The organism is Bacillus cereus group sp. MS39 (assembly GCF_040448665.1).
GTDB classification, from domain to species: Bacteria; Bacillota; Bacilli; order Bacillales; family Bacillaceae_G; genus Bacillus_A; species Bacillus_A wiedmannii.
The window spans coordinates 1,868,540-1,895,216 of the sequence record NZ_CP123058.1 but is presented as its reverse complement, the minus strand read 5'-3'; the positions used below and the strand labels follow the sequence as shown (position 1 = coordinate 1,895,216).

Genomic DNA, 26,677 nt, shown 5'->3' with positions numbered 1-26,677 from the left:
CTTATAATTACTTAAATACCCCATTATTTGTACATCGTTGTAGTATGTGTACTAAAATTTCCTCTGTTACTTTTCCATGTGGATGTGAATTCCCATCTATAATTCCTTTTTCTAATCCCCATTTCCATGCATCTCTCGCCCATTCTGATGGCTCTCCATTTTGATAACTTACATTAGTGACAAATGCTCCTGAGCTTCCAGTACCTGAGAATACTTTGTTGTTGTATACACGTTGCAACATGTGTACCAGAATTTCTTCTGTCACTTCTCCATGTGGATGTGAATTTCCATCTACAATCCCTTTTTCTAGACCCCACTTCCATGCGTCTCTCGCCCATTCTGACGGTTCTCCATTCCGGTAACTTGTATCAATAGCGAAGGATACTGCACTTCCAGTACCTAAAAATACTTTGTTGTTGTATACACGTTGTAACATGTGTACCAAGATTTCTTCTACTACCGTTCCATGTGGATGTGAATTCCCATCTACAATTCCTTTTTCTAATCCCCACTTCCATGCACTTCTCGCCCACTCTGATGGTTCTTTATTTTCAGAAGGATTAGTTCCCCCATCAAAATCAACATATTGCTTAACAATTTCAGCGTAGAAGAAATTCCCTCCGTTTTTATATCGGTAGCCACCATTGTATGCCACAGCAATTGGATTACTATATCGAACCATGGCACCTGTTGTATTTCCAAGTGATGGTGCAACAACCGTTTTAGAATACAGATCCGCCACCGGTAATGAATGTTGTTTCTTGTTTGAAGCTAACCAGCGAAGGTAAGCTCGTCCAAAATTATATGATTGAACAATGGCACTTAAATCTGTAATACCATTTTTTTTCGCATCATCAAAAGCTCCTTTTAGATGCTTTACTCCATAATAAATTGAATCTTTAGGATTTTTAATTGTATTCATTGGCCACCCTTGTGATTCACTTGATTGCATAATATCAGGTGTTTTTTCAGAATTCCCGTCACTTTCCACCATAATGATTCCAAGTACGTAAGGAATTAACTCAGGTACTCCTTGTGCAGAACATTCACTTTCTACCATTGATTGCCAACGTAACACTTGTTGTGGCAAATTCTTTGTTTTAACTGAAGTAGCTAATATACTCATTACTAAACATCTCCTTATTTTCCCATTATGCTTGCCTAAAAAACTACTACCATATTAAATATGACTATCAGCCAAATACCCATTAATCTATAAAATTACTTCATGTTGCTCACCTTCTTTCACAACAAAAAGAGCAACCATAAATATAGTTGCCCTTTCGTCGAAATCTTATATTACTACTATAAATCACTTTTTCAATACTTTCTGTACACTGCATGTAGCCTACAAAAAGGTAACATTAAAACCCATCTAAAAACTTGACAATCTTTCTTATTTCAGCGTGTTTTCGTCGGATATAGCCTGTACTATAATGCAAGTCAAACGCTATTTGTTCTAAAACTATCCTATCGATATGTTTCATCTTTTTTAGTTTTACTTTAATACAAATAATTTTTTTAATTAGCGAATCCAGCGAATGATTTTTTCATCAAATTCTACCCAACCTTTATCTTTAATGTAAATCCAATTGTTATCCCTAAACTCAATTACCCATTGTCCTTCGCTTACTCGATCACGTATACCACTGTTGTAATTCGCATGATGGTAACACTCTAATCCTTTCCATTCATTCCAAATGACACCTTTACTCCTACCATCTTTTTCGATACGTATTGCTGTTTCAGGAACCCAGTTGTCATTGGCGATTTTAAACCAAAATCTTTTCCCATCCCATGCACTCTCTAAATATACATGGCCACTGCCAAGAGGAAGCTTTCCTACTACTTCCGCAATTTCATTTGGTTCTTTATATACCCAAGACTGTCGCTCTACACATTGTAACCAACCTAAGTTATTGGTTAACCAATCTGGTGGTAATGATACATTCTTTCGGGTGTCTACATCTGTAGGATCAGGATTATTTGAATTAGAGCCCTTTCCTATAAACCATTCAATAGTTTTATTTCCTACTAAGTAATTTAAGTCTACATTACCAGTAATTCCTGCAACGCTACCAGTTTCAGTATATTGCCATAGATCACAGCTATATGCAGGTTTACTGCCACCATAACGAGGAATCCATAAGAAATCTGCACTCACACTATTTAGTCCATAACTTGTATACATGTGATGTGACACGTATAATCCAACTTTCCAGCCCGCTGCACGACATGTATCAATGAAGGCCTGAGATGCTTTTGCTAAGTTAGTGGGTCCACAACTAGCAAGTGTGTCATCTTCTACATCCAATACAAGGAATTTTGCATCCTTGTCTGCACGATTCATAAAATCTCTTGCTTCTACAATAGCGTCTTGGACACTTGTATAACATCCATAAGCATAATGACCAAATGGAACTCCATATGCTTTACAACCTTGGACATATTCTTTATATTTTGAATCAACCTTATTAGATCCATATTGTACACGAATAATAGCCAGCTCCAAATCATTACTCGCTTCAGCCCAATTTATATTTCCATTATGATAAGATATATCTGCTATTTTCTTCATTTATACATGCTCCTTTGTTAATCATTGATAGAAATCCTTTTTCTAGCTACATTGTTATTTAGCTTGTGATTCTAATTAATAAAAAATAAAGAAGAGTCGCTCCATAAGGACCTACTCTTCTTTTTAACAAATCTATCGAATCCAACGAATAATTTTTTCGTCAAACTCTACCCAGCCTTTATCTGTAATATAAATCCAGTTGTTATCTCTAAACTCAATTACCCATTGGCCTACACTTACTCGATCGCGTATACCACTGTTGTAATTTGCGTGATGGTAACATTCTAGCCCATCCCATTCATTCCAAATGACACCTTTACTTCTACCATCTTTTTCAATACGCATTACTGTTTCAGGAACCCAGTTATCATTGGCAATTTTAAACCAAAATCTTTTCCCATCCCATGCAGTCTCTAAATACACATGCCCACTGCCAAGAGGAATCTTTCCTACTACTTCCGCAAGTTCATTTGGTTCTTTATACACCCAAGATTGTCGCTCTACACATTGTAACCAACCTAAGTTATTAGTTAACCAATCAGAAGGTAGCGTCACGTTTTTACGTGTATCTACATCAGTAGGATCAGAATCATTTCCAGTGTTACCACCGTCTCCTTTTCCCAGATAGTCTAACGGATTCACAGCATTACTCTTATTAATATCCCAGCCACCTTTATGCATTTCAAAATGCAAGTGTTGGCCACTAGAATCTCCAGTGTTCCCCATAACTCCAATAGTTTGTCCTTGTGTAACATAATCCCCTACATTCACCGTTCGAGAACCACTACGCATATGAGCATATACAGTTTCCCATTTGACCCCATCAATATTATTCACAATCATAATACATTCACCATAACTAGATGAATAATAAGAGCGACTAACTTGTCCACTAGCCGCTGCATAAATCGGATGATAACCTGGTTCTGCAAGGTCTACCCCATGATGATCTGGTCTGCTGCCTCTAAAACCACTTGTTACCCTTGTTGTATCTGTTGGATAAATAAATTTTGCCATATTAATCTTCCTTTCTATTTTTCACACCATATAAAAAAGGTACTTACATAAGCACCTTGATTTACTATTTATATATTTTTGGCCTATATACTAATTTTTCATACCATAAGATTGATAGAAAAAAGTTCTCCGTCGTTACCTTACATCAAGATTTCCTTTAACCATGTATTGTTTTCAAAATATAATGTATGTTTAACACATCCAGATATACTTTAGTTTTCTCAGGTGACTTTTGTGAAGTACTTCAATAAGAGCACTATCTTTTTTAGCGAATCCAACGAATGATTTTTTCGTCAAACTCTACCCACCCTTTATCTGTAATGTAAATCCAGTTGTTATCCCTAAACTCAATTACCCATTGACCTACACCTACTCGATCGCGTATACCACTGTTGTAATTTGCGTGATGGTAACATTCTAGCCCATCCCATTCATTCCAAATGACACCTTTACTTCTACCATCTTTTTCAATACGCATTACTGTTTCAGGAACCCAGTTATCATTGGCAATTTTAAACCAAAATCTTTTCCCATCCCATGCAGTCTCTAAATACACATGCCCACTGCCAAGAGGAATCTTTCCTACTACTTCCGCAAGTTCATTTGGTTCTTTATACACCCAAGATTGTCGTTCTATACATTGTAACCAACCTAAGTTATTAGTTAACCAATCAGAAGGTAGCGTCACGTTTTTACGCGTATCTACATCAGTAGGATCAACTCCTCCGACAAAATCTACATACTGTTTAACAATTTCAGCATAGAAGAAATTTCCACCATTTTTATATTTATAGCCACCATTGTATGCCACAGCGATAGGATGACTATATCGAATCATTGCGCCAGTGCTATTTCCAAGAGATGGCGCAACAACAGTTTTAGAATACTGTTCTGCCACCTGCAGTGAATGCTGTTTATTGTTAGAGGCTAACCAACGGATGTAAAAACGCCCAAAATTATATGCTTGAACAATTGCACTTAAATCTGTAATACCATATTTTTTTGCATCTGCAAAAGCTCCTATTAAGTGCATTACCCCGTAATGAATTGACTCCTTAGGATTGTCAATTGAATTCATCGGTCTCCCTTGAGATTCACTTGACTGCATAATATCGGGCGTCTGTTCAGCATTACCATCACTTTCCACCATAATAATTCCTAATACATAAGGTACTAACTCAGGTACCCCTTGTGCATTACATTCATTTTCTACCATTGTCTGCCATCGGAGGACCCGTTGCGGCAAATTCTTTGTCTTAACTGACGTAGCTAACATACCCATTACTAAACATCTCCTTATTTCCCTATTATTTTTGGACCAAACACTACTATTTTACTAAGTACTTTTAACTTCTAAATACCTATTAACCTATTGAATTACTCCATAGTACTTAGCTTCTTTCACAACAAAAAGAGCAACCATAAAATAGTTGCTCTTTCGTCGAAATCTTATATTACTACTATAAATCACTTTTTCAATACTTTCTGTACACTGCATGTAGCCTACAAAAAGGTAACATTAAAACCCATCTAAAAACTTAACAATCTTTCTTATTTCAGCGTGTTTTCGTCGGATATAGCCTGTACTATAATGCAAGTCAAACGCTATTTGTTCTAAGGTCATTCCATCAACATACTTCATTTTGAGTATTTGATGATCTAGTCCTGTAAACTTATTAATTAAAATCTTTAAATTGAACACTTCATTCATCTTATGTCCTAATTCATATCCAATAGCTTCAATCCGGTCTTCTACTTTAGCCCCTTCCGATTCAGCGGTTAATCGTACATGTTGCAAGTCACCACTAGTCCAGCGCTTTAATTCCGCTTTTGATTTGTCTAAGTTATATTCTAAATATGTAATTTCTTCTTCTAGTTTCTGATAATCTTTCAGCCAGTCAAACATACAATAATCCCCCTACTTTTCTTTATTTAAATTCTGCTTTTATTGATGTAACCAAAGATAAACTAACCTTAATAATCAATTTAATCGGAAAAACGGATATTTATTGTGATTTGTATTTTCTTAATAAAGCTTTTAACCTCTCACGCTCTTCTTCAATCGTTACCTCATTAATATGTCTATGTTGTTCTCCTGAGTCTTCATCTTCCTTTTGATGTAACCATCCTGGTACCATTTCATTTCGTTTTGTGTATCCTGAACCAGATTGTTTTTTATTTTTACTAAGATCAAACTGTTCATCTAGTACAGCTACGTCATTTCGTGTTTTTACTTTTTTTGTTTCCCACTTTTTGAGAATCCCACGTACATATCTCCATTTCGGTACATTTTCATCAAGAGATCTATTTACTGCTTCAAGAACCAATTCACTTCCCAATACTCCACAAAATTCACCAAGCTCTGCGATAGCTATTTTACTTAACGAAATACCGTTTTTCAGCAAATAGCTATAAGCTATTTTAAAATCTTCATCCATCAATCTTTGTGATAGTGATTTATCTTGATTATCATGATGATAATTTGTATTTGGTATATCCGTATTTAGTTCTTTAGTACTTTGTATATCAGTATTTAGTAGCTTGCGGTTTTCCACCGTTAGGTTCCCAGCAACAGGATTATCAACAGGTGGGTTTTCCACTGGTGGAAAATCCTCCAATGGGATTTCGTAAATAATAGTCTCCCACCTAACAATTTTGTTTTTTACATCTTTAATAGGAAATCTCTTAATATATCCGTACTCTTTTAATTCTTGCATTCCAGCTCTTAAGCTATTAATACCATCTTTTGCGTGCTGCGATAATTCTTCCCTATAAAACACCCAATCATCTGGAAGTGTAAGTATGTATGCTAATATCCCCTTCGCCTTCCAAGAAAGCCTTTTATCTTGTAAACCCGTATTATTAATAACGGAATAATTATTATCCTTTTTAACTCTAAAAATCCCCATAATATCTACCTCTCCACTATTGTCAAGATCAAATACCTACATTCGAGATTCTGTACTCACTATCAATAACTTCCCCATGATGAAACCTACTTTTTATTCCTTTCAAACCAACACGACATTAAAAAGAACTTTAAGTTCGATTTATTACTAAAAAAAAGAGCATCTATACTCATATCAAAATACTTAGCAATCTTCTTAGCTGTTCCCATTGATGGAGTTCTTTCTTTTTGATCAACCATTCGAATATACCGTTCAGTCACTCCACAATAATGTGCAATTTCTTTATATAAATTCTTTTGCGGATCGTACATTTTATTTCCCATTATCCCACTTCCGAAAGAACAATTAGTTCTAAATATAGATTACAGAACTAATTGTTCTGTGTCAATGCAAAAAAGAACAATTTGTGCTAAAATAAATTCAAAAGAGAACAATTAGTTCAATCAGAGAGGTGAACAATGTGATAGGAGTTAGAATAAAATCCTTACGAAAAAAAGAAAATTTAACACAAAAACAATTGGCTGAAAAAATTGGAGTATCCCAAAGAATGATAGGCTACTACGAATCAGAAGAAAGATTCCCTCCACATGATGTTCTAACTAAATTAGCGGATTGTTTTTCAGTTTCAGCTGACTATTTACTAGGACGAGCTGTTACGGACGAAACTAAGAAGCAATTAACGCCAAAAGATGAGAAAGACATAGCAAAAAGAATGGAAGAAATAAAAAAAGACCTTCAAGGAGAAGATGGCTTAATGTTCTCTGGTGAACCTATGAGTCAAGAAGCTGTAGAATCACTATTAGATGCAATGGAGTATATTGTAAAACAAACGAAAGTAATCAATAAAAAATACGTGCCTAAGAAATATCGTAACCCAGACGATAACTGATGCGAGCTTAGGAGGGAATACATTGAAATTCGTCATTAGAGATCTAGTCCAACAACTTAGCAACAAATACAACACGACAAACCCCTATGAGCTTGCAGATTACTTAAAAATACATGTACTAACATGGGATTTACATGAAGAAATAAATGGTTTTTATAAATATGAAAAAAGAAATCGTTTCATTGTTATTAATACTAATTTATCTCCATCTATGCAGAGAACTGTTTGTGCTCATGAATTAGGACATGCAGTCCTACATACTCATGCAAATACACCTTTTCTGCGTAAGAATACATTCTTTTCCGTTGACAAATTAGAGATAGAAGCAAATACGTTTGCTGCGCTTTTGTTAATTGACCAAAAGACCATTCAGCCTGGTGATACAAAAGCATGTATAGCATACAAAAATAATATTCCAGTTGAACTCTTAGAATTTTATAAACCTTGCTAAAGAAAAAAAGACATTTTATTTATTAAAAACAAGGAGAAAGCCCCCATTTGAGTGCTTTCTCCTTGTTTTTATAAGTGGACCTTGTAGGACTCGAACCTACGACCGAACGGTTATAAGCCGTTTGCTCTAACCAGCTGAGCTAAAGATCCAGAGCATAAATTTTACTTTATAGGACGTATTCACATATACTACTTCTTTGATCTCAGGTTCCTCAACAAATTTAAGATCGTTCCCGTATAGATTAAAAATCTGGTTCTTTGCATCCTCTTTTGATAGAGTACTAGACTGATTTAAGTCTCCCTGTTGCTGTAAATCTTGAGCACTATCTCCTGAAATACTTGTAAGTACACCTTCATCAAAATTATTAAGTACTCTTAATATGTTTAAGTTAAAAACAAATCAAGCTATTTATAGCGTAACAAAACATTGAACTCAAGTCATTGAATTTGTATTTCTATATAATAATTGAGTTGCTTATGATATTGAAATTAAATTATTATAGTTATGTTTCAAAAGAATTGGACAAACTAATTCTTAAACTAAATACGGTAAAAGTAGAGGCTTATTTCAATTGCCTAATAGCTTCTTTCCTAAGATCTGTTTCTATATGCTATACTGACTCTTAATTACTTGTAGAAGAAATGATAAAAATAAAGGTTTTTTTATCTATTATTTTGTTTAGTTCTCCTTCAATTAAGTATCTTTCTTTACATTATATTGACTGTTAATCATTATATTCTATATTATAAATATAATGATATAAATAATGCCAAGGAGGTTTACAACATGAAAAACATAATGGAACTCCTCAACAATCCATATATTAAATATCCATTAATTGTGATTTCAGCTATAGCTATAATAAAAACAGGTTATGATTTAGGTTCATTTATTAAAAAATTAAAATATTTTTAAATTTTAAAAATCATTTGACTTTTTTAACAATAGATCCATTGCTTTAAATGATATAGAAAAAGCACTACGGATTAAGGCAAAATTAAAAATGAGCCCGGTACATACCGGACTCACTTTTATCAAGCTGCCTAATGAAATAACCGTGTCTAACTTTTAGGGGGCACTTCACAAAATGCTCTTTTTTGTTTTATTTTTTATGTTCGTGCAAATGATTACACGGAGAACATTGAAATGGAATTCTATCTAAGCAATTAAAGTTTGTTTCACAAATTTGTTCGATCGTTGGGACGAACGGTATGACCACAATATTACTTTCTATTATTTGTGTAACAGGCGGTAACACTGTACCTACTTGGTGTTCGAAGCGAATACTCGCTTGATTTATATAATTTCCTGAACCACTTGGCGCGCTCTGAACTACTACTTGGAACGAGACTGTGCGTGCTTCACCTGGATTTAAACTTCCTATAAGAAATCCTGATATTGGGTTTACATTTGGCACTGGCGTATTATCAACCGTTACACTTCCAAGGACAAATTGAACACTACTATCTAACATATCTTGAAAACGAATATTTTGTATTACAGTATCACCCGTATTTGTAATAACTGTCGTAAACGTAATAACATCTCCTATTGTTGCTGTTTGATGGTCTGCCGTTTTTACGACTGTCGTTGAGACATTTTGAGGAATAAACGGGATAACAACTGTATTGCTATCGCCTTCAACTACTACAGGCGGTTCATTTGGATTCACAATTGCAAGCCCACTCGCCGTAGCTGTATTTGTAACTAAGTTATTTATTTGCCCGCCTGTTATTACAACTTGGAAATTAATAATTGCCGCATCATTTGGCTGAAAATCCCCTAACGGAATACCAGTATTCGGATTGGCAAACGGAAGAGGTACATCATTTACCGTTACCGTGCCATTTATAAATAACGTATTCGGATCAATGATATCCGTTAAAACAATATTCGTCACAGGAACTGTACTATCATTTATAACAGCAATTCCGTAAGTGACAACATCTCCTACCATCGCTACTTCAAAATCCGCTCCTTTTGCAACAAATAAAATTGCAGTATTTACTGTTACAATAACAGTATTACTCGTGTCCATTACTGTAACCGGCGGCTCTCCTGGTACTAAAATATACTCTGCTAACGCCCCAGCAACGTTCACTACTGTACCACCATCTGGAAAACTTGTAATTGTAGCTTCATATGTTACAAGTGCCGTCTCACCGACTGGGATGTCTGGTATCGTAAATCCAGCCTGTGGATTTAACCCTGGCTGCGGAACTCCATTTATCGTTACACTATTTGGAACAAATTCAGCTTCCTGAGATAACACGTCTATAAATTGAACATTCATCGCATCAGCAGTACCTGTATTTAATATACGAACAGTATACGTTACCGTTTCTCCTACTCCAACAATCGGATGATCTACTTCTTTCAGCATATCTAAACTGCCTCTATTTACTGGTGTGACTGTCGTATTACTTGAGTTCGTAATTGTAAACGGTGGTTCTCCTGGAATCAATTCGAAATCACCAGTTACTCTCGCTGTATTCATAATGCTACTAGAAGGTGGAACCGCGATTACATTTACTTCAAATGTAATTAATAAGCTATCCCCTACTGCAAGATCTGGTAATGAAAAGCCTACAAATGGATCTAAACCTACTTGCGGAATTCCATTTATTTGCACACTTCCAGGAACGAATTCTAAACTAGGTGACGGAACATCGATAAACTGAACATTCGTCGCTGTTACCGTTCCCGTATTTGTAACTTGCACACTATAAGTTAACGTATCCCCTAATCGTGTTGCTTCTTTATTTACGGTTTTTATAACATTAAATCGGCCTCTATTTACCCTTGTTATTGTCGTATTACTCGGCTCTGTTACTACAACTGGTGGCTCTCCTGGTACTAAAGTAAAGTTTCCCGTTATATTTGCAACGTTCGTAATGGTTCCTGATGACGGGATGTTTGTAACTGTCGCTTGAAACGTCACGATAACTGTTTCTCCAACTGGTATATCTCCAACTCCAAAGCCAGTAATCGGATTTAAGTTTGGTTGCGGGGCTCCATTTATCGTTACACTACTTGGTACAAATGACGCTCCTGCTGAAATTGTATCAATAAACTGAACATCATTAGCTGTTACTGTTCCTGTATTCGTTATTTGAACTGTATACGTTAATACATCTCCAACGAGAGTAGCAGCCCTATTTACTTGTTTAATAACATTAAATCGTCCTCTATTTACAGTTGTAAGTGTTGTATTGCTCGGTTGGTTTACTACAACTGGTGGTTCTCCTGGTACTAATATAAAGCTTCCCGTAATATTTGCAGTATTAGCAATTGTTCCGTTTGATGGAACACTGACAACTGTTACTTGGAACGTAACTTCTACACTTTCACCTGGAGTTATATCTGGAAGCGGGAATCCATTATTAGGATTGAATCCAGGTTGTAACACACTATCTATCGTTACACTATCTGGGACAAATGTGATCGAGGACGGTAATACATCATTATATTGAACATTCGTCGCTACCACTGTCCCTGTATTTTGAACTACTGTTGTATATGTGATTATATCGCCTACTGCAACAATCGGCTGACTTACTGATTTTAATACATTCAGACCAGGTTCATTTATTTCTGTTAATGTCGTGTTACTTGTCGTCGTCTCTGTAATAGGTGGTTCTGTTCCACTTACAGCAAATGTAGCTGTAACGTCTACAAAGTTAACAATCGTTCCACCTTCTGGTATGCTTGTAACCACTTCCTGATATGTGACAAGTACAAAATCATCTACAGGTATATCTGGAACTGTAAAACCTATGAAAGGATCTAATCCTGGTGCCGGTACCCCGTTTATGCTCACACTTCCTGGTACAAATGCTACACCAGTGGAAGTAGTATCGATAAATTCAACATTCGTCGCTGCCACTGTTCCAAAGTTAAAAATCAATACATCATACGTTAATATTTCTCCTACAGTGGCTACTTCTTTATCTACTAGTTTTAATGGGAAAATCGAAGCTATATTAATTGTCGTAACGACTAAATTCGTTAATATCGTTTCCGTAATCGGTGGTTCCTGAGGATTTGGTTGTGAAGTAAACGTAACGTCTGCATCATTTAATATGACTTCATTATCTGGAATTTCTGTAATCGTCACTTGGAACGTTACCTCAATATTTCCACCAGCAATTAATAATGGAGTAACTGTAAATCCTATTTCTGGATTTAAACCAAGTTGCTGCACTCCACCTATCGTTACACTATTTGCTACAAATGTTGTTCCTTCTGGAATGACATCTTGGAAGAACACATCTGTAACAGGGATAATCCCTACATTCGTTATTAGCACAGTATACGTTAATACATCCCCAACAGCCCCAGTTGCAACATCAACTGTTTTTGTTGCTGTTACTTCACCAGGAGGAGGTAACGGGATTGTAACTACCGTTGTATTACTTGAGTTCGTTGTTGTTACAGGTGGTTGTAAAGGATTTAATAAGAAAGTGGCTGTAACAGATGCTGTATTTAATACTGCCCCACGTGTAGACGGTGCAACTACCGTAACTTGGAACGTTACTGTCAATGATGTTCCAGCTGCAATATTAGGAAGCGGGAAACCAATATTTGGGTCAAATCCAGGTTGTGGCGCTCCATTTATCGTTACACTATTTACTACAAATATTGTTTCTAAAGCAATTGGATCAATAAAAGAGACATTCGTTGCTGTTACTGTGCCGTTATTTCGAATGACAATAGAATACGTGTAAGTTTCTCCAAGTGCTGCTTGTTGTACAGATGAAGATTTTTGTATATTTAACCGAGCTGTATTTACTTGCGTCACTACAAAGTTACTATTCGTAACAGTCGTTATAGGAGGACCAGCCGGATTTATAAGAAAACTTGCAGTTACATTCGATTGATTTCTTATATTCCCACCACTCGGCACGCTCGTCACTGTAACTTGAAACGTAATTGTAGCAGTTTGCCCAACTGGAATATTAGGTACTGGGAAACCTGCCATAGGATTCGCGCCTTGTTGAACAACTCCATTTATCGTCACACTATTTGCTACAAACGCAGTACCAGACGGAATTGGATCTTGAAAAATAATATTCGTTGCAGGAACAGTTCCTGTATTTTGAATAAGAATCGTATACGTTAACGTATCTCCTACTCCTGCTTGTGGTGTATTTACACTCTTCATTACATTAAGTGATCCTACATTCACTCGCGTCACAACAATATTACTAATCGTTACGATTGTAATTGGCGGCTGGAGAGGACTTACTTGGAAATCCGCAGTTACATTCGCATTATTCGGAAGAACTCTATTTGGTGGTACACTCGTGATTGTCACTTGAAAAGTAACTGTTACCATCCCTCCTACTGGAATATTAGCAAGTGGAAATCCAGTTGTTGGGTTTAAACCTGGTTGTGGCGCTCCATTTATCGTTACACTATTTGCTACAAACGTTGTTCCAGTAGGAATCGGATCAAGGAATGATACATTTGTTGCTGCTACTGTTCCACTATTCTGTATACGAACTGTATACGTTAACGTATCTCCTACTCCTGCTTCAGTAGCACTTACACTTTTCATTACATTTAACCCTGAAGAATTCACGACTGTCATAACAGTATTACTTGGTACTGTTACAGTAATCGGTGGCTCTGTTGGATTTACAAGGAAATCACCAGTTACATTCGCATTATTTACGACATTATTTCCTTGGGGAATTTCATCAATTAATACTTCAAACGTAACAATTACACTCGCGCCAGTAGGCAAATTATTTAATTGGAATCCAAGTTCTGGATCTGCCCCTTCTAGTAAAACACCATTAACAACTACACTATTTTCAATAAATAATGTCCCTTGTGGAATTGAATCTTGGAAAAATACATTTGTAGCTGGTACACTACCTGCATTTATGATTTCGATTGTATATACTAAAACATCCCCTACAGTTGCAACATCCGTATTCACTGCTTTCACAACTTCAAAGTTCCCTGATTGTACAGTTGTATTCACAATATTACTCGGAACATTGATTGTTACTGGCGGTTCGCTCGGATTCACTTGAAAACTTGCTGTTACATTTGCTTGATTTAAAATATCTTCATTTTCTGGATCCTGTACAATTAATACGTCAAATGTCACTACAACTGTTTGAGCCGCAGGAATATTTGGAAGAGTAAATCCTGTATTCGGATTCAGTCCACTTTGCGGTACTCCATTAATTGTTACAGAATTTGCAACGAAAGAAACAGCGGAAGAAATAGTGTCTTGGAAAAATACATTTGTTAACGGAACGTTTCCTGTATTTTGAACGGCAATCGTGTACGTTAAAGTGTCACCGACTGCTGCTTGCGTTGTATTCACTTCTTTTATTACATTTAAACCACCTGTATTCACTTGTGTCACAACTGTATTCGTTTGCCTATTAATCGTTACTGGTGGTTGATTCGGTTTAACGACGAAATTAGCAGATACATTTCCGCGATTCGCAATCGTACCTCCCGATGGCGTAGATGTCACCCGGACTTGAAATGTAACCGTCCTACTTCCACCTGGAGAAATATTTGCTACTGTAAACCCAGTCGCTGGATTTGCTCCAGGCTGTGAAGCCCCATCCACAGTCACACTATTTGCGATAAAAGTCGTTCCAATTGGGATTGGATCTTGAAAAATAACGTTCGTTGCAAGTACATTTCCTGTATTTTCAATTGTTACAGTGTACGTAAGAATGTCATTTACTGTCGCAAAAGCTCTATCTACTGTTTTTCTTGTTCTTATGTCAGCTATATTAATAGTAGTAAATACAGTATTACTTGTCGCTTGCCCGGAAACTGGTTGTTGACCAGGTACTGGAGTAAAGGTAAATGTTGCACTCGCACGGTTCGGAATTGGATTGACAAGAGGATTAGATGTTACTCGAACTTGAAAGCGCACTACCGTCGTTTGCGAAGCATTAATACTTCCTAGATTAATACTACTTGCTGGATTTGCTCCTGGACGTGCTACTCCATTTACCGTAACGCTGTTTGCTACAAATGTTGTTCCTGCAGGAATACTATCAACAAAAATAACATTATTTGCGGTAACGTTTCCATTATTCGTCACATTAACCGTGTACGTTAATACATCATTAAGCGTTGCCGTCTGTAAATCTACAGATTTTTGCATACTTATAGTTGCTTGATTCACTGTCGTTTGTACTGTATTGGAAGAAGAGGTACTTGTAATAGGTGGACTACCGACGAAAGGACGGAATTGATATGACACCATTGCACGATTTGAAATAGGATTTGGATTCGGGAATGATGTTATTCGAACTTGAAATGTAACAATTCTTTGCGTGTTATTTGGGATTGTACCTAAATTAATTCCATTAGCAGGGTTTGCATTCGGCTGCGTTACTCCCCCTACCGTTACACTACCTGCAACAAACGTCGTTCCGCTCGGAATACTATCACGTAATACAACGTTTTCTGCGCTTCCTGTTCCTGTATTCGGGACCGTAATCGTATAGGTGAGAGTATCCCCTACCCCTGCGACTGTTCTATTGACCGATTTAACAGGATTAATAATTGGCCCCGTTGCATCAATTTGAACACCAAAACCAGCTGCAGCGTATCCATCTCCATTTGTAACGAAGCGAACCGTTGCTGACGTTTGATTGTTTATTAAAGATGAAGAGGCATCTACATTCGTAATATCCCACCCTTGTCTTCGGACAGCCAAAGCTACCCCTAACGGCTGATTCAAATCTCCAAATGTACCGCTCGTATCTAAATTTCCACTGTCATTACAAATTTGTGACTGAAAGAAATTATTCGCGGGATTTCTTGGTCCGAATAACGCAACTGTAGTATTCGCATTCGGCCCAAAGCGAAGCTGATCTCCAGAAATGTTAGAATCACCTTCTTGGGCAGTTACAAGTACCCTTCCTGTTACAGCTCCTGTTGCCGGAGTAGCAAATCCAGAAATAGTAGCATCAACTGGTGGTGATGAAGCATCGATAATTTCTTGACCTGCATATACTGACAAATTTCGAAGCGGTAAACTTGCATTTTGATACACAACCTCAAGCGTCCAGCCAGCTGAACGACTAATTGTTGGATCAGCTGAAGTTCTTGTAGCCGGTACGGCCCCTGTCGTATAAGTTCCTGCCCCACCTGCACTTACAAGATTCGTTACATTAGCAGAGCGAGCATAATAAAACTGGTTTCCTACTGAACCTTGCTGCGCGGTAGCAGGGTCTGGCGTAACTGAAAACGTTCCTGCTGGTGTTGTAAATGTAATATTATCATTTAAAAATGGTAAAACATCTTCCGTATCAGTCCGAAAAGTACCAGCCCAAACCAACTCTGCATACAAAATACTACTCCCTGCCGGAAGGTTTAAAATTGCACTTGAAGAATTCAATTGCCAGTCATCTGTTGTCCCTGCTGGGAATCCTGGTACTTGCAGCGCTGTATTTACTGTCGTAAATACAGCAAGTGTACCAAAAATATTACCTGGCGCAGGCGATGTAGGACTAAGTCCCAACGTATTCCCAGTGAACGTGACGGCACCAGTTACTGTTGTCGTAAAGCGATTCATAAAAGGCACACAATCATCTCATTTCAATTATAGTAAAAAGTGCTCTATACTATAAAATGTAGACAAACTATACAATGTACGTTGTCCAACAAAATTCCGCACATACGAAAGGAGTTTATAAAACTATGCGCTATGTTATCGTAACAGGAACTTCACAAGGTTTAGGTGAGGCAATCGCCGCGCAATTATTAGAGGAAAACACAACCATCATCTCTATTTCTAGAAGAGAAAATAAAGAGCTTACTAAACTTGCAGAGCAATATAACAGCAATTGCATTTTCCATTCCTTAGATCTTCAAGATGTACATCATTTAGAAATTAACTTTAACGAAATCATTTCATCCATTAAAGAAGACAATGTATCTTCTATTCATTTAATTAATAATGCGGGTACAGTTGCACCTATGAAGCCGATTGAAAAAGCAGAAAGCGAACAATTCATTACGAACGTTCACATTAATTTACTTGCCCCTATGATTCTTACATCTACATTCATGAAACATACGAAAGGCTGGAAAGTAGATAAACGTGTTATTAACATTTCATCTGGTGCAGGAAAAAATCCTTACTTTGGATGGGGCGCTTATTGTACAACGAAAGCTGGTGTAAATATGTTTACACAATGCGTAGCGACTGAAGAAGAGGAAAAAGAATATCCAGTAAAAATCGTCGCTTTTGCACCTGGTGTTGTGGATACAAATATGCAAGCACAAATTCGTGAAACAAATAAAGAAGACTTCACTAATTTAGAACGATTCATCACACTAAAAGAAGAAGGAAAGCTATTATCACCTGAATATGTGGCAAAAGCTATTCGTAGCTTACTAGAAACTGAGAACTTCCCGCAAGGCGAGTTTATTAGAATTGATGAATAATAAAAAGGCGTGCTAAAATAGCACGCCTTTTTATTCTACTTCTCTAAAAATATGAGCACAGACTCCGCAATTTGTTCATAACCAATTTCTTGATAAATTTTATTAGACGTAGGGTTCGCTAGATCAGTATATAACGTAGTCGTCTTATATCCTTCATCTAACATACGTTGACTAAGTGCAGCGACACAACTAGATGCGTACCCTTTTTTCCGCGCTTCTTTCGGTGTATATACGAAATTAACTGTTATATTGTTTGTAGTCGGTCTCGTTTTTGCAGCTACAGAAACAAGCTTCCCATCTACATCTAAACCAAATAGCCGACGGTTCGTAATTAATGTATGAGCGGTTTGTTTCGCTTCTTCTTTCGTAGTAGGAAGCCTTACATCTTCGCAAAATTGATAAATCCACTGTTCTATTAATGGTAGCTCATCACTACCTATTTCTCGAAAAGCCCCATCCTCGGTCCACTTCTTCTTAACTTGTTGTAATGCATACACACCCTGTTCCATTACAACATTCGTTTTCTTATTTTCTAACACGGCAATCTCTTCCGCTAATCTCTGTACAGTTTCCTTATTACCGATCAATCCAGGAATGTCTGGATATACTTTCGATAACTCTTTTGCAAGTTTCACTATATCTACTTCCGGAATTTCAGAAGTTGCAACAATCATTTGTATCTTCTCTTCTGTTTGAAGAAATACAATTGCAATTTCTTCTCCTCGTTTCGCTACGCCCATAAACGTCGGTTCTTGAGCTACTTGTAATATACCTAACATTAAATTATTTTCCTGCTCATTCTTTTCTAAAAATGGTGTAACATCTTCTTTAAAATGAAGAATCTCTTTATATACGTGTAATTGAATCATCGACAATCTCTTCTCTCCATCTATATTTTAATTAAGTATTGGCGATTAATTCATTAAATCCTTCTTTTACGATTCAATATAATTCGAAGTTAACATATTCAAATCAGTTTCAGCTTGTAAAATTCTCTGTTTTTCTTTTTCAAATACCTCTTCTTCTTTTTGAAATGACTCTTTTCGATTTTTAATCATACGCTCCATTTCTTTTTTACTCGGTCCACCGTATACATTCCTTTTTTGAATAAAAGCTTCTGGCGATACAATTTCTTCCCACTCTTTTTCTAACAAATGTACTTTAAATTTTTCTTGTAAGTATATATTTACATCTTTGAAATGTAATTCATGTAGCTCCTTTTTCTGCTCCAATGACATATTCGCAATAACACTCGCTGCATGATGCGCATGCCGAAATGGAATGCTATAGTTTTTTGTTAAAACATCTGCGAAATCAGTTATCGTAATTGCATGTTTATAAGAACGACTTTTTAACGTTTCTTCTTCTACTTTCATTGTTCGAATAACTGCATTCATAATACAAAAAACACGAATGGTCTTTTCAATTCCTTTATATAAATACGGCTGCAAATCATCTTCCGTATCGACAATATCACCAAATGGTGTATTATGAATCATTTGAAATACTGTAAATGCTTCTCCTAAAGCACTACTCGTAATCGCACGGGCGTGTTCAATGGAAACTGGATTTCGCTTTTGCGGCATAATACTACTTATTTGTACATATGGCTTTGCAACAGTAATACCATCATATTCTTTCGTCGCTAATAGTAAAAAGTCATGAATCCATCTACTCGTATTCGTCATAATTACCATAAGTAACGAGCTAACTTCTAATAAATAATCCGCTCCAGCAACAGCATCATATGAGTTCTCAATTACATTTGTAAACCCAAGTAAATCGGCAACTCGCTCTCGTTTAATTGGGAAACTTGTTGTAGAAAGAGCGGCGGCTCCCATTGGAGACTGATTTAAAAGTTTGTACGTTCGTTTCATTCGTTCTAAATCTCTCTGCATCGTATCATAAATCGCTAACGTATAATGACCAAATGTTGTGGGCTGCGCTGGTTGTGTATGTGTATAAGCTGGCATAATCGTTTCCTTATGATCAGCAGCAAGTTGTAGTATACTTTCTTGCAATAACAAATGATGCTCCATTAATCGTAGTACATATCGCCTTAAACTCATACGATACATCGTTACCCCCATATCATTTCTACTTCTACCAATATGCATATTACTTACAAAATCGCATTTCGCTTCTTGAGAAATTAAATGTTCAACTAGAAAAAAGAGATCTTCATGCTGCTTTGTATATAGCAATTGATCTTTTGGAATTCCCTCTACCTTTTTAAGAGCGTTTAATATAACTTTAGCTTCTTCCTTTTTCATTAGACTTTCTTCTGTTAGCATCACAATATGCGCTTTATGCACTTGAAACATATCTTTCAATAAGTAATTTCGCTGAAAATGAAATACATGTTGTAATACGCAATCCACATATGTTTTTCCAGGGAAATCAGCGCCTTCACTCTTTATAAAATCTTCTTTACTTTGTTTCATCACCTTTTCCCCTCTCACCTAAGTATTATTACCCATCATACCCAGAGATAGGAAAAAAGTGCTTGTACATAAAAATAAACTCGGTGCTCTCTGCACCGAGTTACTTAATAAAAGTCGCATCATACTTATCACTTTGCAACACTTGAAAATGTAAGTTTGCTAAATGTTTCCGTATTTCTGCACTGTCGTCTTCATTTAAATCATTTGCTAAGAACACTATTTCTGTACAGTTCCCGCGTTTATCCATCGCATAAACTGCTTTTGTAACAGTCCATGGCGTATAGCCATTTTTTTGCCCTGCATGTCTAAATGTTTTACGATATTTCTTAGCACTCATATCTGTTTCAACGATATTCGCCCACACTTTTTCTTCGGCTTCTGTCAGTCCACCTTTATGATTTGCCTTTTGAAGCAGTACCATATAATCGTTTGCAGAAGCTGCTGGTAATCGATCTGACCAAATTTTATCGTAACGTTCCTCTAAATAAAGAGGTATTTCCTTCTGTAATAATGGCCCCTTCTTTTTTAAGCGTTCATGAATAATCATCGCATATTCACGATATTGCTCTTGAGACATTTCTTTTAACTTTTTCTCTATTTTATATTTCGGAACATGTAGTTCTTTATGCAAATATCCAGGGATGTATAAAGATGAAACAATCGGAAATAGCGGCTGATGTGCTGGAAGCGATAAACTTTGTAAATTACGATTAATATTATCTAATCCTAACACTTCCATCAAATATTCAGCATTCGCATTCGAACTAAACTTAACCATTCCTTTTGCCACTTCTTCTAAAGAAACTGCCCCTTCTGTTATCTTGTCTGTCTTTTGCAAATACCTTTGCCATCTATCTTGTGCACCGCCATCTGTATTCGGCACATAATAACGATTTATATCATTAATGGAAACGAAACTAGACGGATCAATTTTCCCTTCCGTAACTTGTTTCGTATATTCAAGCGCCACAATTAACTTCATCGTACTAGCAACTGGCAATACAACATTTGGATTTACAGAATAAACAACTTTATCATTTCTCTTCACGAGAAGCGCACTATTTTTTTCATCTTTATGTTCTTCAATAAAGGATGCGATATACTGTGCATCATCATTATTTGAACTCCACACTTTTTTCACTAAAAAATTACCCGATATTAGCAAAACGAAAATACCCACAATCACTGCGCATACTATAGTTTTTTTCAAGTAAAATTCCTCTCCTATTGTATAACTCTTCTCTATCTATCTCTTTCAAACAAAATAATGGAGATGATTATTTTAGTAATCATCTCCATTATTTTAACTTGTATTCTCCTATTATGTCTACGTCATAATTTTCACGAAGTCTTCGAGAAATTTTTTATAATGTAATGACCAACCAATTCGCACCCAATTCTTTAAGGATTTTGCATCAGGTTGTGGACGGAAATCCGCAATACTTTCTCCCTTTGCAATCCCTACTGTATCCACATCAACACGACGGTACACATAATCCAAAATAGACGGATTCGCCGCAACCATCATTGTAACAACGTCATGTACTGGGCTACCTGTTATTTTCGGATTTAACTTTTTATACGCTTTATAATAATACGTAAATATCGGTTCAATTAATTTATTAAAACTCGTTTTAGAGTGTTTCGTAATATATTTCACCATTTCTGGCGTAATAATTGCTTCAGATGTAACGTTAAGTGGCACTAATGTCACATTCTTGGCATTTTGCATAACTAATTGGGACGCAATCGGATCACCATGGAAATTCGCCTCTGCGACTGGTGTCACATTGCCGGGCATTAAAAAAGCACCACCCATTATATAATATTCTTTCACATACTTCATCATCGGCTTTTCTAAAATAAATGCTGTCGCTAGTGTCGTTGACCTACCAGCATCAACAATGATTAATTCTCCTTTATACTTTTCAAGAATATCAAAAAAAGCACAAAAAGGTTTTATATTTGGCGAAAAAGCTTTTGGAGGTTTAATTGGTCCTAAACCGTCTGCCCCATGAATTTCTGGATAATACGTTGTAACATCTCCGGATAAAGGAATTTTCGCACCATTAATAACAGGTATATCTTCCCGCCCTGCCATTTGTAGCAAATATGCTGCATTACTTGTCGCCTTTTCTTGTGTTACATTTCCATATCCGGTTACAACACCAACAATATCAATATCAGGATGCATAATTCCGTACATGATGGCTAAAGAGTCATCAATTCCTGGGTCTCCCAAAAATAATACTTTTTTCATCGACCTCAACTCCATCCCCTCAATTGTTATTAATTTATGAATAACCTTACATATACAGAATAAAAAAGAATAAATTCACACAAAAAAACGTAGTCCTCTATAAGGACTACGTTCTTCCTCTAACCTATACTGTTTTTCTTCACAGCACCCATACTTCCAATGATATAAGCTATAAACGCAAAACAAATTGGGAAGACAACTGTATGTATACCGAACGGATTTGGATAGAAAAGATGAATACACATATATGACCCTACCCCAACTAAAATAGAGGCAAGCGCTCCTGTTGCATTTCCTTTTCTCCAATATAACCCTAATACGATTGGCCAAATGAATGCTGCTTCTAACCCACCGAAAGAAAATAAATTTAACCATATTAAAAAATCTGGTGGTTTAATTGCTGCTGCATAAACGAGTAGCCCTACGATACCAGTAATCCACAAACTTCCTTTTCTGATCGTACTGTCTGCTGCATCTTTATTTATGTAATTTACGTATATATCTTTAATAATTGATGAACTTACAAGTAACAATAACGAGTTTACTGTAGACATAATTGCTGCCATTGGCGCGGCTAAAAAAACTCCGGCTAACCAAGGTGGCAACACTTCCATCGCGAGTAGCGGCATTACTTTATCTGGTACCGTTATACCCGGAAGTACGACTCGTGCAAATACACCTGTTAAATGCATACCAATCATAATTGTACCTACAACAACCGTTCCAATTATTAATGCTTGATGCATAGCTTTTGAATTTTTATAAGACATGGCACGCACGCTAATTTGCGGTAAACCAACAACACCAATTCCAATTAAAATCCAAAATGATGTCACATATGATTTCGTTAAACTACCATCCGCTCCGAATGGTGTAATTAAATTCGGATTGATTTGAATAAGTTCCTGCATAATCTTTTCAATTCCACCACCAGCAATGACAGTAGCAATTAAAATGATTGTCGTTCCAACTAACATAATAATTCCTAATAACGTATCTGATAAAGCAACTGCACGAAATCCACCAATTAATACGTACACAAGTACAGAAAAAGTAAATAAAAATAGTGCTGTTGTATAAGATAGACCCGTTAGTGATTCAATTAATCGGCCACCGCCGACCCATTGAGCTACTGTTGCTGAAAATAAGAAGATAATAATACATAACGCAGAAAGTATAACAACTGCTTTATTATTGTATCTTCCCTTTAAATAATCGATAAGAGTAATGGCTTCCATCTTCCTAGCGATAATTGCAAACTTTTTACCGATAACCGTTAAAACTATATACCCTGTTACAACTTGAATCGCAGATAATAATACCCATCCGAGGCCCATATTGTACGCAATACCTGGACCACCAATAAAGCTACTAGCACTACCATACGTAGCAATCATTGTCATCGCTAATAATAAACCGCCAAGTTCACGCCCACCAAGAAAATATTCTTGTAAAAATTTATTATGAGCAGTCGCTTGTACGCGTCTTGAAGCATATACACCAATTAAAAATACAACGATAAACGAAATTATCATTGGAATGATTACATACCAATTCATCTATTATTCCTCACTTTTTTCTTCCTCATCGAGTGAAATATCTTGAAATACAAAACGAACAACTAAACTAAGTAAAATAACCATAACGATAAATCCAACGATACAGCTATAAAAAAACCATGCTGGAAAACCGAATACATATGTATATTCACTTGGATTTTCACTACCAAGCCCATAAGCAAATCCGTACCATATTATAAAATTGATAATAGCAAGTCCAAGACCAATTAACGCTTCTCTATGGGCAATTCGAAAGCGTGGATCATCATGATAATTCTTCATTTTCTCCCTCCTCTCACGATGTATTATTGTACCATTGTTCTTCTAGTTTTTCCTACTAGAAAGCAAAAACAAGCAGGATTTTTTATAATCATATAGAAGTTTCTCTTACATTACATATTTTTTACAATTGTAACACAAATGAAATTTGAATTTTCAGTATTTGTTAATTATGATTAAAATTAGAGGCTTTCCATCTAGTTCCCACATCCTTGATTTCGGAATAAACGCCGTCTCGTACTGCGTTTACATTATATTTTCAAGGGGGTTATACAATGAGTCAACTAGCTGTAAATCTTCATGAAAAGGTAGAAAAGTTTCTTCAAGGTACAAAAAAGTTATATGTGAATGGATCCTTCATTGAGAGCGCTTCCGGAAAAACATTTAAAACACCTAACCCAGCAACCGGCGAAACACTTGCCGTCGTTTCTGAGGCTGGTCGAGAAGATATTCATAAAGCTGTCGTTGCAGCTCGCATGGCTTTCGACGAAGGTCCTTGGTCTCGCATGAGCACTGCTGAGCGAAGCCGTCTTATGTACAAGTTAGCTGATTTAATGGAAGAACATAAAGAAGAGCTTGCACAGCTCGAAACATTAGATAACGGAAAGCCAATCCGTGAAACAATGGCAGCAGACATACCACTTGCAATTGAACATATGCGCTATTATGCTGGCTGGGCTACGAAAATCGTTGGTCAAACAATCCCTGTTTCTGGTAATTACTTTAACTATACACGCCATGAGGCTGTTGGTGTCGTCGGTCAAATTATTCCTTGGAACTTCCCACTTCTTATGGCAATGTGGAAAATGGGAGCAGCGCTTGCTACAGGATGTACAATCGTTTTAAAACCTGCAGAGCAAACTCCACTATCTGCTCTATACTTAGCTGAATTAATTGAAGAAGCTGGATTCCCGAAAGGTGTTATTAATATCGTTCCTGGATTCGGTGAATCAGCTGGACAAGCTCTCGTTAATCATCCACTCGTTGATAAAATTGCATTTACTGGTTCTACTCCAGTCGGTAAACAAATTATGCGACAAGCATCTGAATCATTAAAACGCGTTACACTTGAGTTAGGCGGTAAATCACCAAATATCATCTTGCCAGATGCTGATTTATCTCGCGCGATTCCTGGTGCACTTTCTGGTGTTATGTTTAACCAAGGACAAGTATGCTCTGCTGGATCACGCTTATTTGTTCCGAAGAAAATGTATGATAATGTCATGGCTGATCTCGTCCTCTATTCTAAAAAACTAAATCAAGGTGTCGGTCTTAACCCTGAAACAACAATCGGTCCTCTCGTTTCCGAAGAACAACAAAAACGTGTAATGGGCTACATTGAAAAAGGGATTGAAGAAGGCGCTGAAGTACTTTGCGGAGGAAGCAATCCATTCGATCAAGGCTACTTCGTTTCTCCTACAGTATTCGCCGACGTAAATGACGAAATGACGATCGCAAAAGAAGAAATTTTCGGTCCAGTTATTTCTGCAATACCTTTTAACGATATTGATGAAGTAATTGAACGTGCAAATAAATCACAGTTCGGCTTAGCGGCTGGTGTGTGGACAGAAAATGTTAAAACAGCACACTATGTTGCAAGTAAAGTACGTGCTGGTACTGTATGGGTAAACTGTTATAACGTCTTTGATGCAGCATCTCCATTCGGAGGTTTTAAACAATCTGGTCTTGGCCGTGAAATGGGATCTTACGCATTAAATAACTATACAGAAGTGAAGAGCGTTTGGCTCAACTTAAATTAACGAAAAAAGAACCTGGCCTATCCGGTCAGGTTCTTTTCATTATGTATTCCTTTAAACTTGTAGTCCTCCGCTCACATTCAATACTTCTCCTGTAATATAGGATGCGTATTCTGACGCTAAAAAGGCAGCTGCGTTCGCAATATCTTCTGGCGTTCCAATTCTACCAACTGGAATCGCGCCAACCATCTTTTCTTTCACTTTATCTGGTATCGTTTTTGTCATATCTGTATCCATAAACCCTGGACAAATCGCATTGCACGTAATGCCGAAGCTTCCAACTTCTTTCGCCGCTGTTTTCGTTAAACCTACAACTCCTGCCTTTGTAGCAGCATAATTCGCTTGACCTATGTTTCCTTCTCTACTAATTGAAGATATATTAATAATGCGTCCATACCCTTGTTGTCTCATGTAAAGAAGCGCTGGCTGCATACAATAAAAAACACCTGTTAAATTTACTTGCAGTACTTGTTCCCATTCTGGTTTCTCCATTTTATGTAACATAGCATCTCGCGTTATTCCTGCATTATTTACTAAAATGTGCAGTGTACCAAATGTTTGGACAGCGTATTCAATTAAGGACTTCGCATCATTTTGATTACTCACATCACAACGATACTGCTTCACTTCATATCCTTCATCTGATAATTCACGTGTCGTTTTTTGTAGCTTCTCTTCATTTACATCGCTAATTAATACTTTAGCCCCTAGTTTTGCATAAACCCTTGCAATCTCTTTTCCAATTCCCTGTGCAGCTCCTGTTACTACAGCTGTTTTCCCATTTAAAAACTCCATCCCTATCCCCCATTTCTATTACTTATACTGTATATTTCGGCTCTTTGCTTCCCAATTCCTCTTTGTATAAAAAAGTCTATTTGTGTCAAACTAACTTTGCAACGTCGCATAAAACACAAGGAGATTGTGTCGAATGAACAAAAAAAATTTCAAGCAAAACAAAGCTGCTGATGGCATTGATGTTGAGTTCTCTCGTGAACTCGCTGACCACAATGACTTAGAAGCAAACGCACGTGCAAATGCCGCTGATGCACGTCAAAAACGCCAGTCAACAGAAAAATAAAGAACGCACAACCTT

General features: G+C 36.7%; 21 protein-coding genes, 1 tRNA gene and 1 pseudogene. 6 read left to right on the top strand and 17 right to left on the bottom strand.

Annotated elements, in window-relative coordinates; all coding sequences use genetic code 11:
- Positions 1–7: 7 nt before the first annotated feature.
- The 7 genes from QEP67_RS09830 to QEP67_RS09800 form a co-directional block, all read right to left on the bottom strand.
- Complete coding sequence (locus QEP67_RS09830; protein WP_000025241.1) at positions 8–1,126, bottom strand: lysozyme family protein; 1,119 nt, start codon at positions 1,124–1,126, stop codon at positions 8–10.
- Between the two features lie 399 nt (positions 1,127–1,525).
- Positions 1,526–2,578 (bottom strand): glycoside hydrolase family 25 protein, encoded by a 1,053-nt coding sequence (locus tag QEP67_RS09825; RefSeq protein WP_000716768.1) that lies wholly within the window; start codon positions 2,576–2,578, stop codon positions 1,526–1,528.
- 132 nt (positions 2,579–2,710) lie between these two features.
- On the bottom strand, positions 2,711–3,595 hold the full coding sequence (locus QEP67_RS09820) for a M23 family metallopeptidase (protein WP_341056635.1): 885 nt from the start codon (positions 3,593–3,595) through the stop codon (positions 2,711–2,713).
- Between the two features lie 265 nt (positions 3,596–3,860).
- Positions 3,861–4,877, bottom strand: a complete 1,017-nt coding sequence (locus QEP67_RS09815; RefSeq protein WP_353706568.1) for a lysozyme family protein — start codon at positions 4,875–4,877, stop codon at positions 3,861–3,863.
- Between the two features lie 237 nt (positions 4,878–5,114).
- Positions 5,115–5,501 (bottom strand): hypothetical protein, encoded by a 387-nt coding sequence (locus QEP67_RS09810; RefSeq protein ID WP_000460741.1) that lies wholly within the window; start codon positions 5,499–5,501, stop codon positions 5,115–5,117.
- 100 nt (positions 5,502–5,601) lie between these two features.
- Entirely contained in the window at positions 5,602–6,504 is a 903-nt protein-coding gene (locus tag QEP67_RS09805; protein WP_000510884.1) for a DnaD domain protein, read from the bottom strand.
- An 86-nt stretch (positions 6,505–6,590) separates the two neighbouring features.
- A complete protein-coding gene (locus tag QEP67_RS09800; RefSeq protein ID WP_000527105.1) occupies positions 6,591–6,827 on the bottom strand; it encodes a helix-turn-helix transcriptional regulator in 237 nt (78 codons plus the stop codon).
- Positions 6,828–6,964: 137 nt separating this feature from the next.
- Here QEP67_RS09800 and QEP67_RS09795 point away from each other — a divergent pair, with 137 nt between their 5' ends.
- Both QEP67_RS09795 and QEP67_RS09790 read left to right on the top strand, forming a co-directional pair.
- A complete protein-coding gene (locus QEP67_RS09795) occupies positions 6,965–7,393 on the top strand; it encodes a helix-turn-helix transcriptional regulator (protein WP_000580595.1) in 429 nt (142 codons plus the stop codon).
- 22 nt (positions 7,394–7,415) lie between these two features.
- Positions 7,416–7,844 (top strand): ImmA/IrrE family metallo-endopeptidase, encoded by a 429-nt coding sequence (locus tag QEP67_RS09790; RefSeq protein ID WP_000673783.1) that lies wholly within the window; start codon positions 7,416–7,418, stop codon positions 7,842–7,844.
- 75 nt (positions 7,845–7,919) lie between these two features.
- Here the strand turns inward: QEP67_RS09790 and QEP67_RS09785 are convergent.
- Positions 7,920–7,993, bottom strand: a tRNA-Ile gene (locus QEP67_RS09785).
- 22 nt (positions 7,994–8,015) lie between these two features.
- Positions 8,016–8,213: pseudogene (locus QEP67_RS09780) on the bottom strand (peptidase M4 family protein); the annotation flags it as partial.
- 417 nt (positions 8,214–8,630) lie between these two features.
- On the opposite strand from QEP67_RS09780, the gene QEP67_RS09775 reads away from it, so the two are divergent.
- On the top strand, positions 8,631–8,759 hold the full coding sequence (locus tag QEP67_RS09775) for a hypothetical protein (RefSeq protein ID WP_000789922.1): 129 nt from the start codon (positions 8,631–8,633) through the stop codon (positions 8,757–8,759).
- Between the two features lie 187 nt (positions 8,760–8,946).
- On the opposite strand, the gene QEP67_RS09770 is transcribed toward QEP67_RS09775, so the two are convergent.
- Positions 8,947–16,419 (bottom strand): hypothetical protein, encoded by a 7,473-nt coding sequence (locus tag QEP67_RS09770; RefSeq protein ID WP_353706567.1) that lies wholly within the window; start codon positions 16,417–16,419, stop codon positions 8,947–8,949.
- Positions 16,420–16,535: 116 nt separating this feature from the next.
- Here QEP67_RS09770 and QEP67_RS09765 point away from each other — a divergent pair, with 116 nt between their 5' ends.
- Positions 16,536–17,285, top strand: a complete 750-nt coding sequence (locus QEP67_RS09765; RefSeq protein ID WP_001271086.1) for a (S)-benzoin forming benzil reductase — start codon at positions 16,536–16,538, stop codon at positions 17,283–17,285.
- 35 nt (positions 17,286–17,320) lie between these two features.
- On the opposite strand, the gene QEP67_RS09760 is transcribed toward QEP67_RS09765, so the two are convergent.
- The 6 genes from QEP67_RS09760 to QEP67_RS09735 form a co-directional block, all read right to left on the bottom strand.
- Entirely contained in the window at positions 17,321–18,160 is an 840-nt protein-coding gene (locus QEP67_RS09760) for a GNAT family N-acetyltransferase (protein ID WP_002107915.1), read from the bottom strand.
- Between the two features lie 60 nt (positions 18,161–18,220).
- Positions 18,221–19,747: an argininosuccinate lyase gene (gene argH / locus QEP67_RS09755; RefSeq protein WP_096001605.1), complete on the bottom strand. Its 1,527-nt coding sequence runs from the start codon at positions 19,745–19,747 to the stop codon at positions 18,221–18,223.
- Positions 19,748–19,829: 82 nt separating this feature from the next.
- Positions 19,830–20,939 carry a serine hydrolase gene (locus tag QEP67_RS09750; RefSeq protein ID WP_000751363.1) on the bottom strand — a complete coding sequence of 370 codons (1,110 nt, stop codon included), beginning with the start codon at positions 20,937–20,939 and terminating at the stop codon, positions 19,830–19,832.
- 117 nt (positions 20,940–21,056) lie between these two features.
- Complete coding sequence (locus tag QEP67_RS09745; RefSeq protein ID WP_000756435.1) at positions 21,057–21,989, bottom strand: nucleoside hydrolase; 933 nt, start codon at positions 21,987–21,989, stop codon at positions 21,057–21,059.
- 119 nt (positions 21,990–22,108) lie between these two features.
- Positions 22,109–23,548 (bottom strand): sodium/pantothenate symporter, encoded by a 1,440-nt coding sequence (gene panF / locus QEP67_RS09740; RefSeq protein WP_001104813.1) that lies wholly within the window; start codon positions 23,546–23,548, stop codon positions 22,109–22,111.
- Positions 23,549–23,551: 3 nt separating this feature from the next.
- Complete coding sequence (locus QEP67_RS09735; RefSeq protein WP_000800717.1) at positions 23,552–23,830, bottom strand: YhdT family protein; 279 nt, start codon at positions 23,828–23,830, stop codon at positions 23,552–23,554.
- 272 nt (positions 23,831–24,102) lie between these two features.
- Between QEP67_RS09735 and dhaS the strand changes: the two genes are divergently transcribed.
- Positions 24,103–25,587 carry an aldehyde dehydrogenase DhaS gene (gene dhaS, locus QEP67_RS09730; protein ID WP_000080285.1) on the top strand — a complete coding sequence of 495 codons (1,485 nt, stop codon included), beginning with the start codon at positions 24,103–24,105 and terminating at the stop codon, positions 25,585–25,587.
- 51 nt (positions 25,588–25,638) lie between these two features.
- Here dhaS and fabG read toward each other — a convergent pair whose 3' ends face one another.
- Positions 25,639–26,379 (bottom strand): 3-oxoacyl-ACP reductase FabG, encoded by a 741-nt coding sequence (gene fabG / locus QEP67_RS09725; protein WP_000395032.1) that lies wholly within the window; start codon positions 26,377–26,379, stop codon positions 25,639–25,641.
- A 133-nt stretch (positions 26,380–26,512) separates the two neighbouring features.
- Between fabG and QEP67_RS09720 the strand changes: the two genes are divergently transcribed.
- A complete protein-coding gene (locus QEP67_RS09720; RefSeq protein WP_001035806.1) occupies positions 26,513–26,662 on the top strand; it encodes a YfhD family protein in 150 nt (49 codons plus the stop codon).
- Positions 26,663–26,677 lie beyond the last annotated feature (15 nt).

Excerpts from the sequence above, each read along its gene's own strand:
- QEP67_RS09830 (WP_000025241.1), bottom strand. The coding sequence starts at position 1,126 with ATGAGTATATTAGCTACTTCAGTTAAAACAAAGAATTTGCCACAACAA.
- QEP67_RS09825 (WP_000716768.1), bottom strand. The coding sequence starts at position 2,578 with ATGAAGAAAATAGCAGATATATCTTATCATAATGGAAATATAAATTGG.
- QEP67_RS09820 (WP_341056635.1), bottom strand. The coding sequence starts at position 3,595 with ATGGCAAAATTTATTTATCCAACAGATACAACAAGGGTAACAAGTGGT.
- QEP67_RS09815 (WP_353706568.1), bottom strand. The coding sequence starts at position 4,877 with ATGGGTATGTTAGCTACGTCAGTTAAGACAAAGAATTTGCCGCAACGG.
- QEP67_RS09810 (WP_000460741.1), bottom strand. The coding sequence starts at position 5,501 with ATGTTTGACTGGCTGAAAGATTATCAGAAACTAGAAGAAGAAATTACA.
- QEP67_RS09805 (WP_000510884.1), bottom strand. The coding sequence starts at position 6,504 with ATGGGGATTTTTAGAGTTAAAAAGGATAATAATTATTCCGTTATTAAT.
- QEP67_RS09800 (WP_000527105.1), bottom strand. The coding sequence starts at position 6,827 with ATGGGAAATAAAATGTACGATCCGCAAAAGAATTTATATAAAGAAATT.
- QEP67_RS09775 (WP_000789922.1), top strand. The coding sequence starts at position 8,631 with ATGAAAAACATAATGGAACTCCTCAACAATCCATATATTAAATATCCA.
- QEP67_RS09765 (WP_001271086.1), top strand. The coding sequence starts at position 16,536 with ATGCGCTATGTTATCGTAACAGGAACTTCACAAGGTTTAGGTGAGGCA.
- QEP67_RS09745 (WP_000756435.1), bottom strand. The coding sequence starts at position 21,989 with ATGAAAAAAGTATTATTTTTGGGAGACCCAGGAATTGATGACTCTTTA.
- panF (WP_001104813.1), bottom strand. The coding sequence starts at position 23,548 with ATGAATTGGTATGTAATCATTCCAATGATAATTTCGTTTATCGTTGTA.
- QEP67_RS09735 (WP_000800717.1), bottom strand. The coding sequence starts at position 23,830 with ATGAAGAATTATCATGATGATCCACGCTTTCGAATTGCCCATAGAGAA.
- dhaS (WP_000080285.1), top strand. The coding sequence starts at position 24,103 with ATGAGTCAACTAGCTGTAAATCTTCATGAAAAGGTAGAAAAGTTTCTT.
- fabG (WP_000395032.1), bottom strand. The coding sequence starts at position 26,379 with ATGGAGTTTTTAAATGGGAAAACAGCTGTAGTAACAGGAGCTGCACAG.
- QEP67_RS09720 (WP_001035806.1), top strand. The coding sequence starts at position 26,513 with ATGAACAAAAAAAATTTCAAGCAAAACAAAGCTGCTGATGGCATTGAT.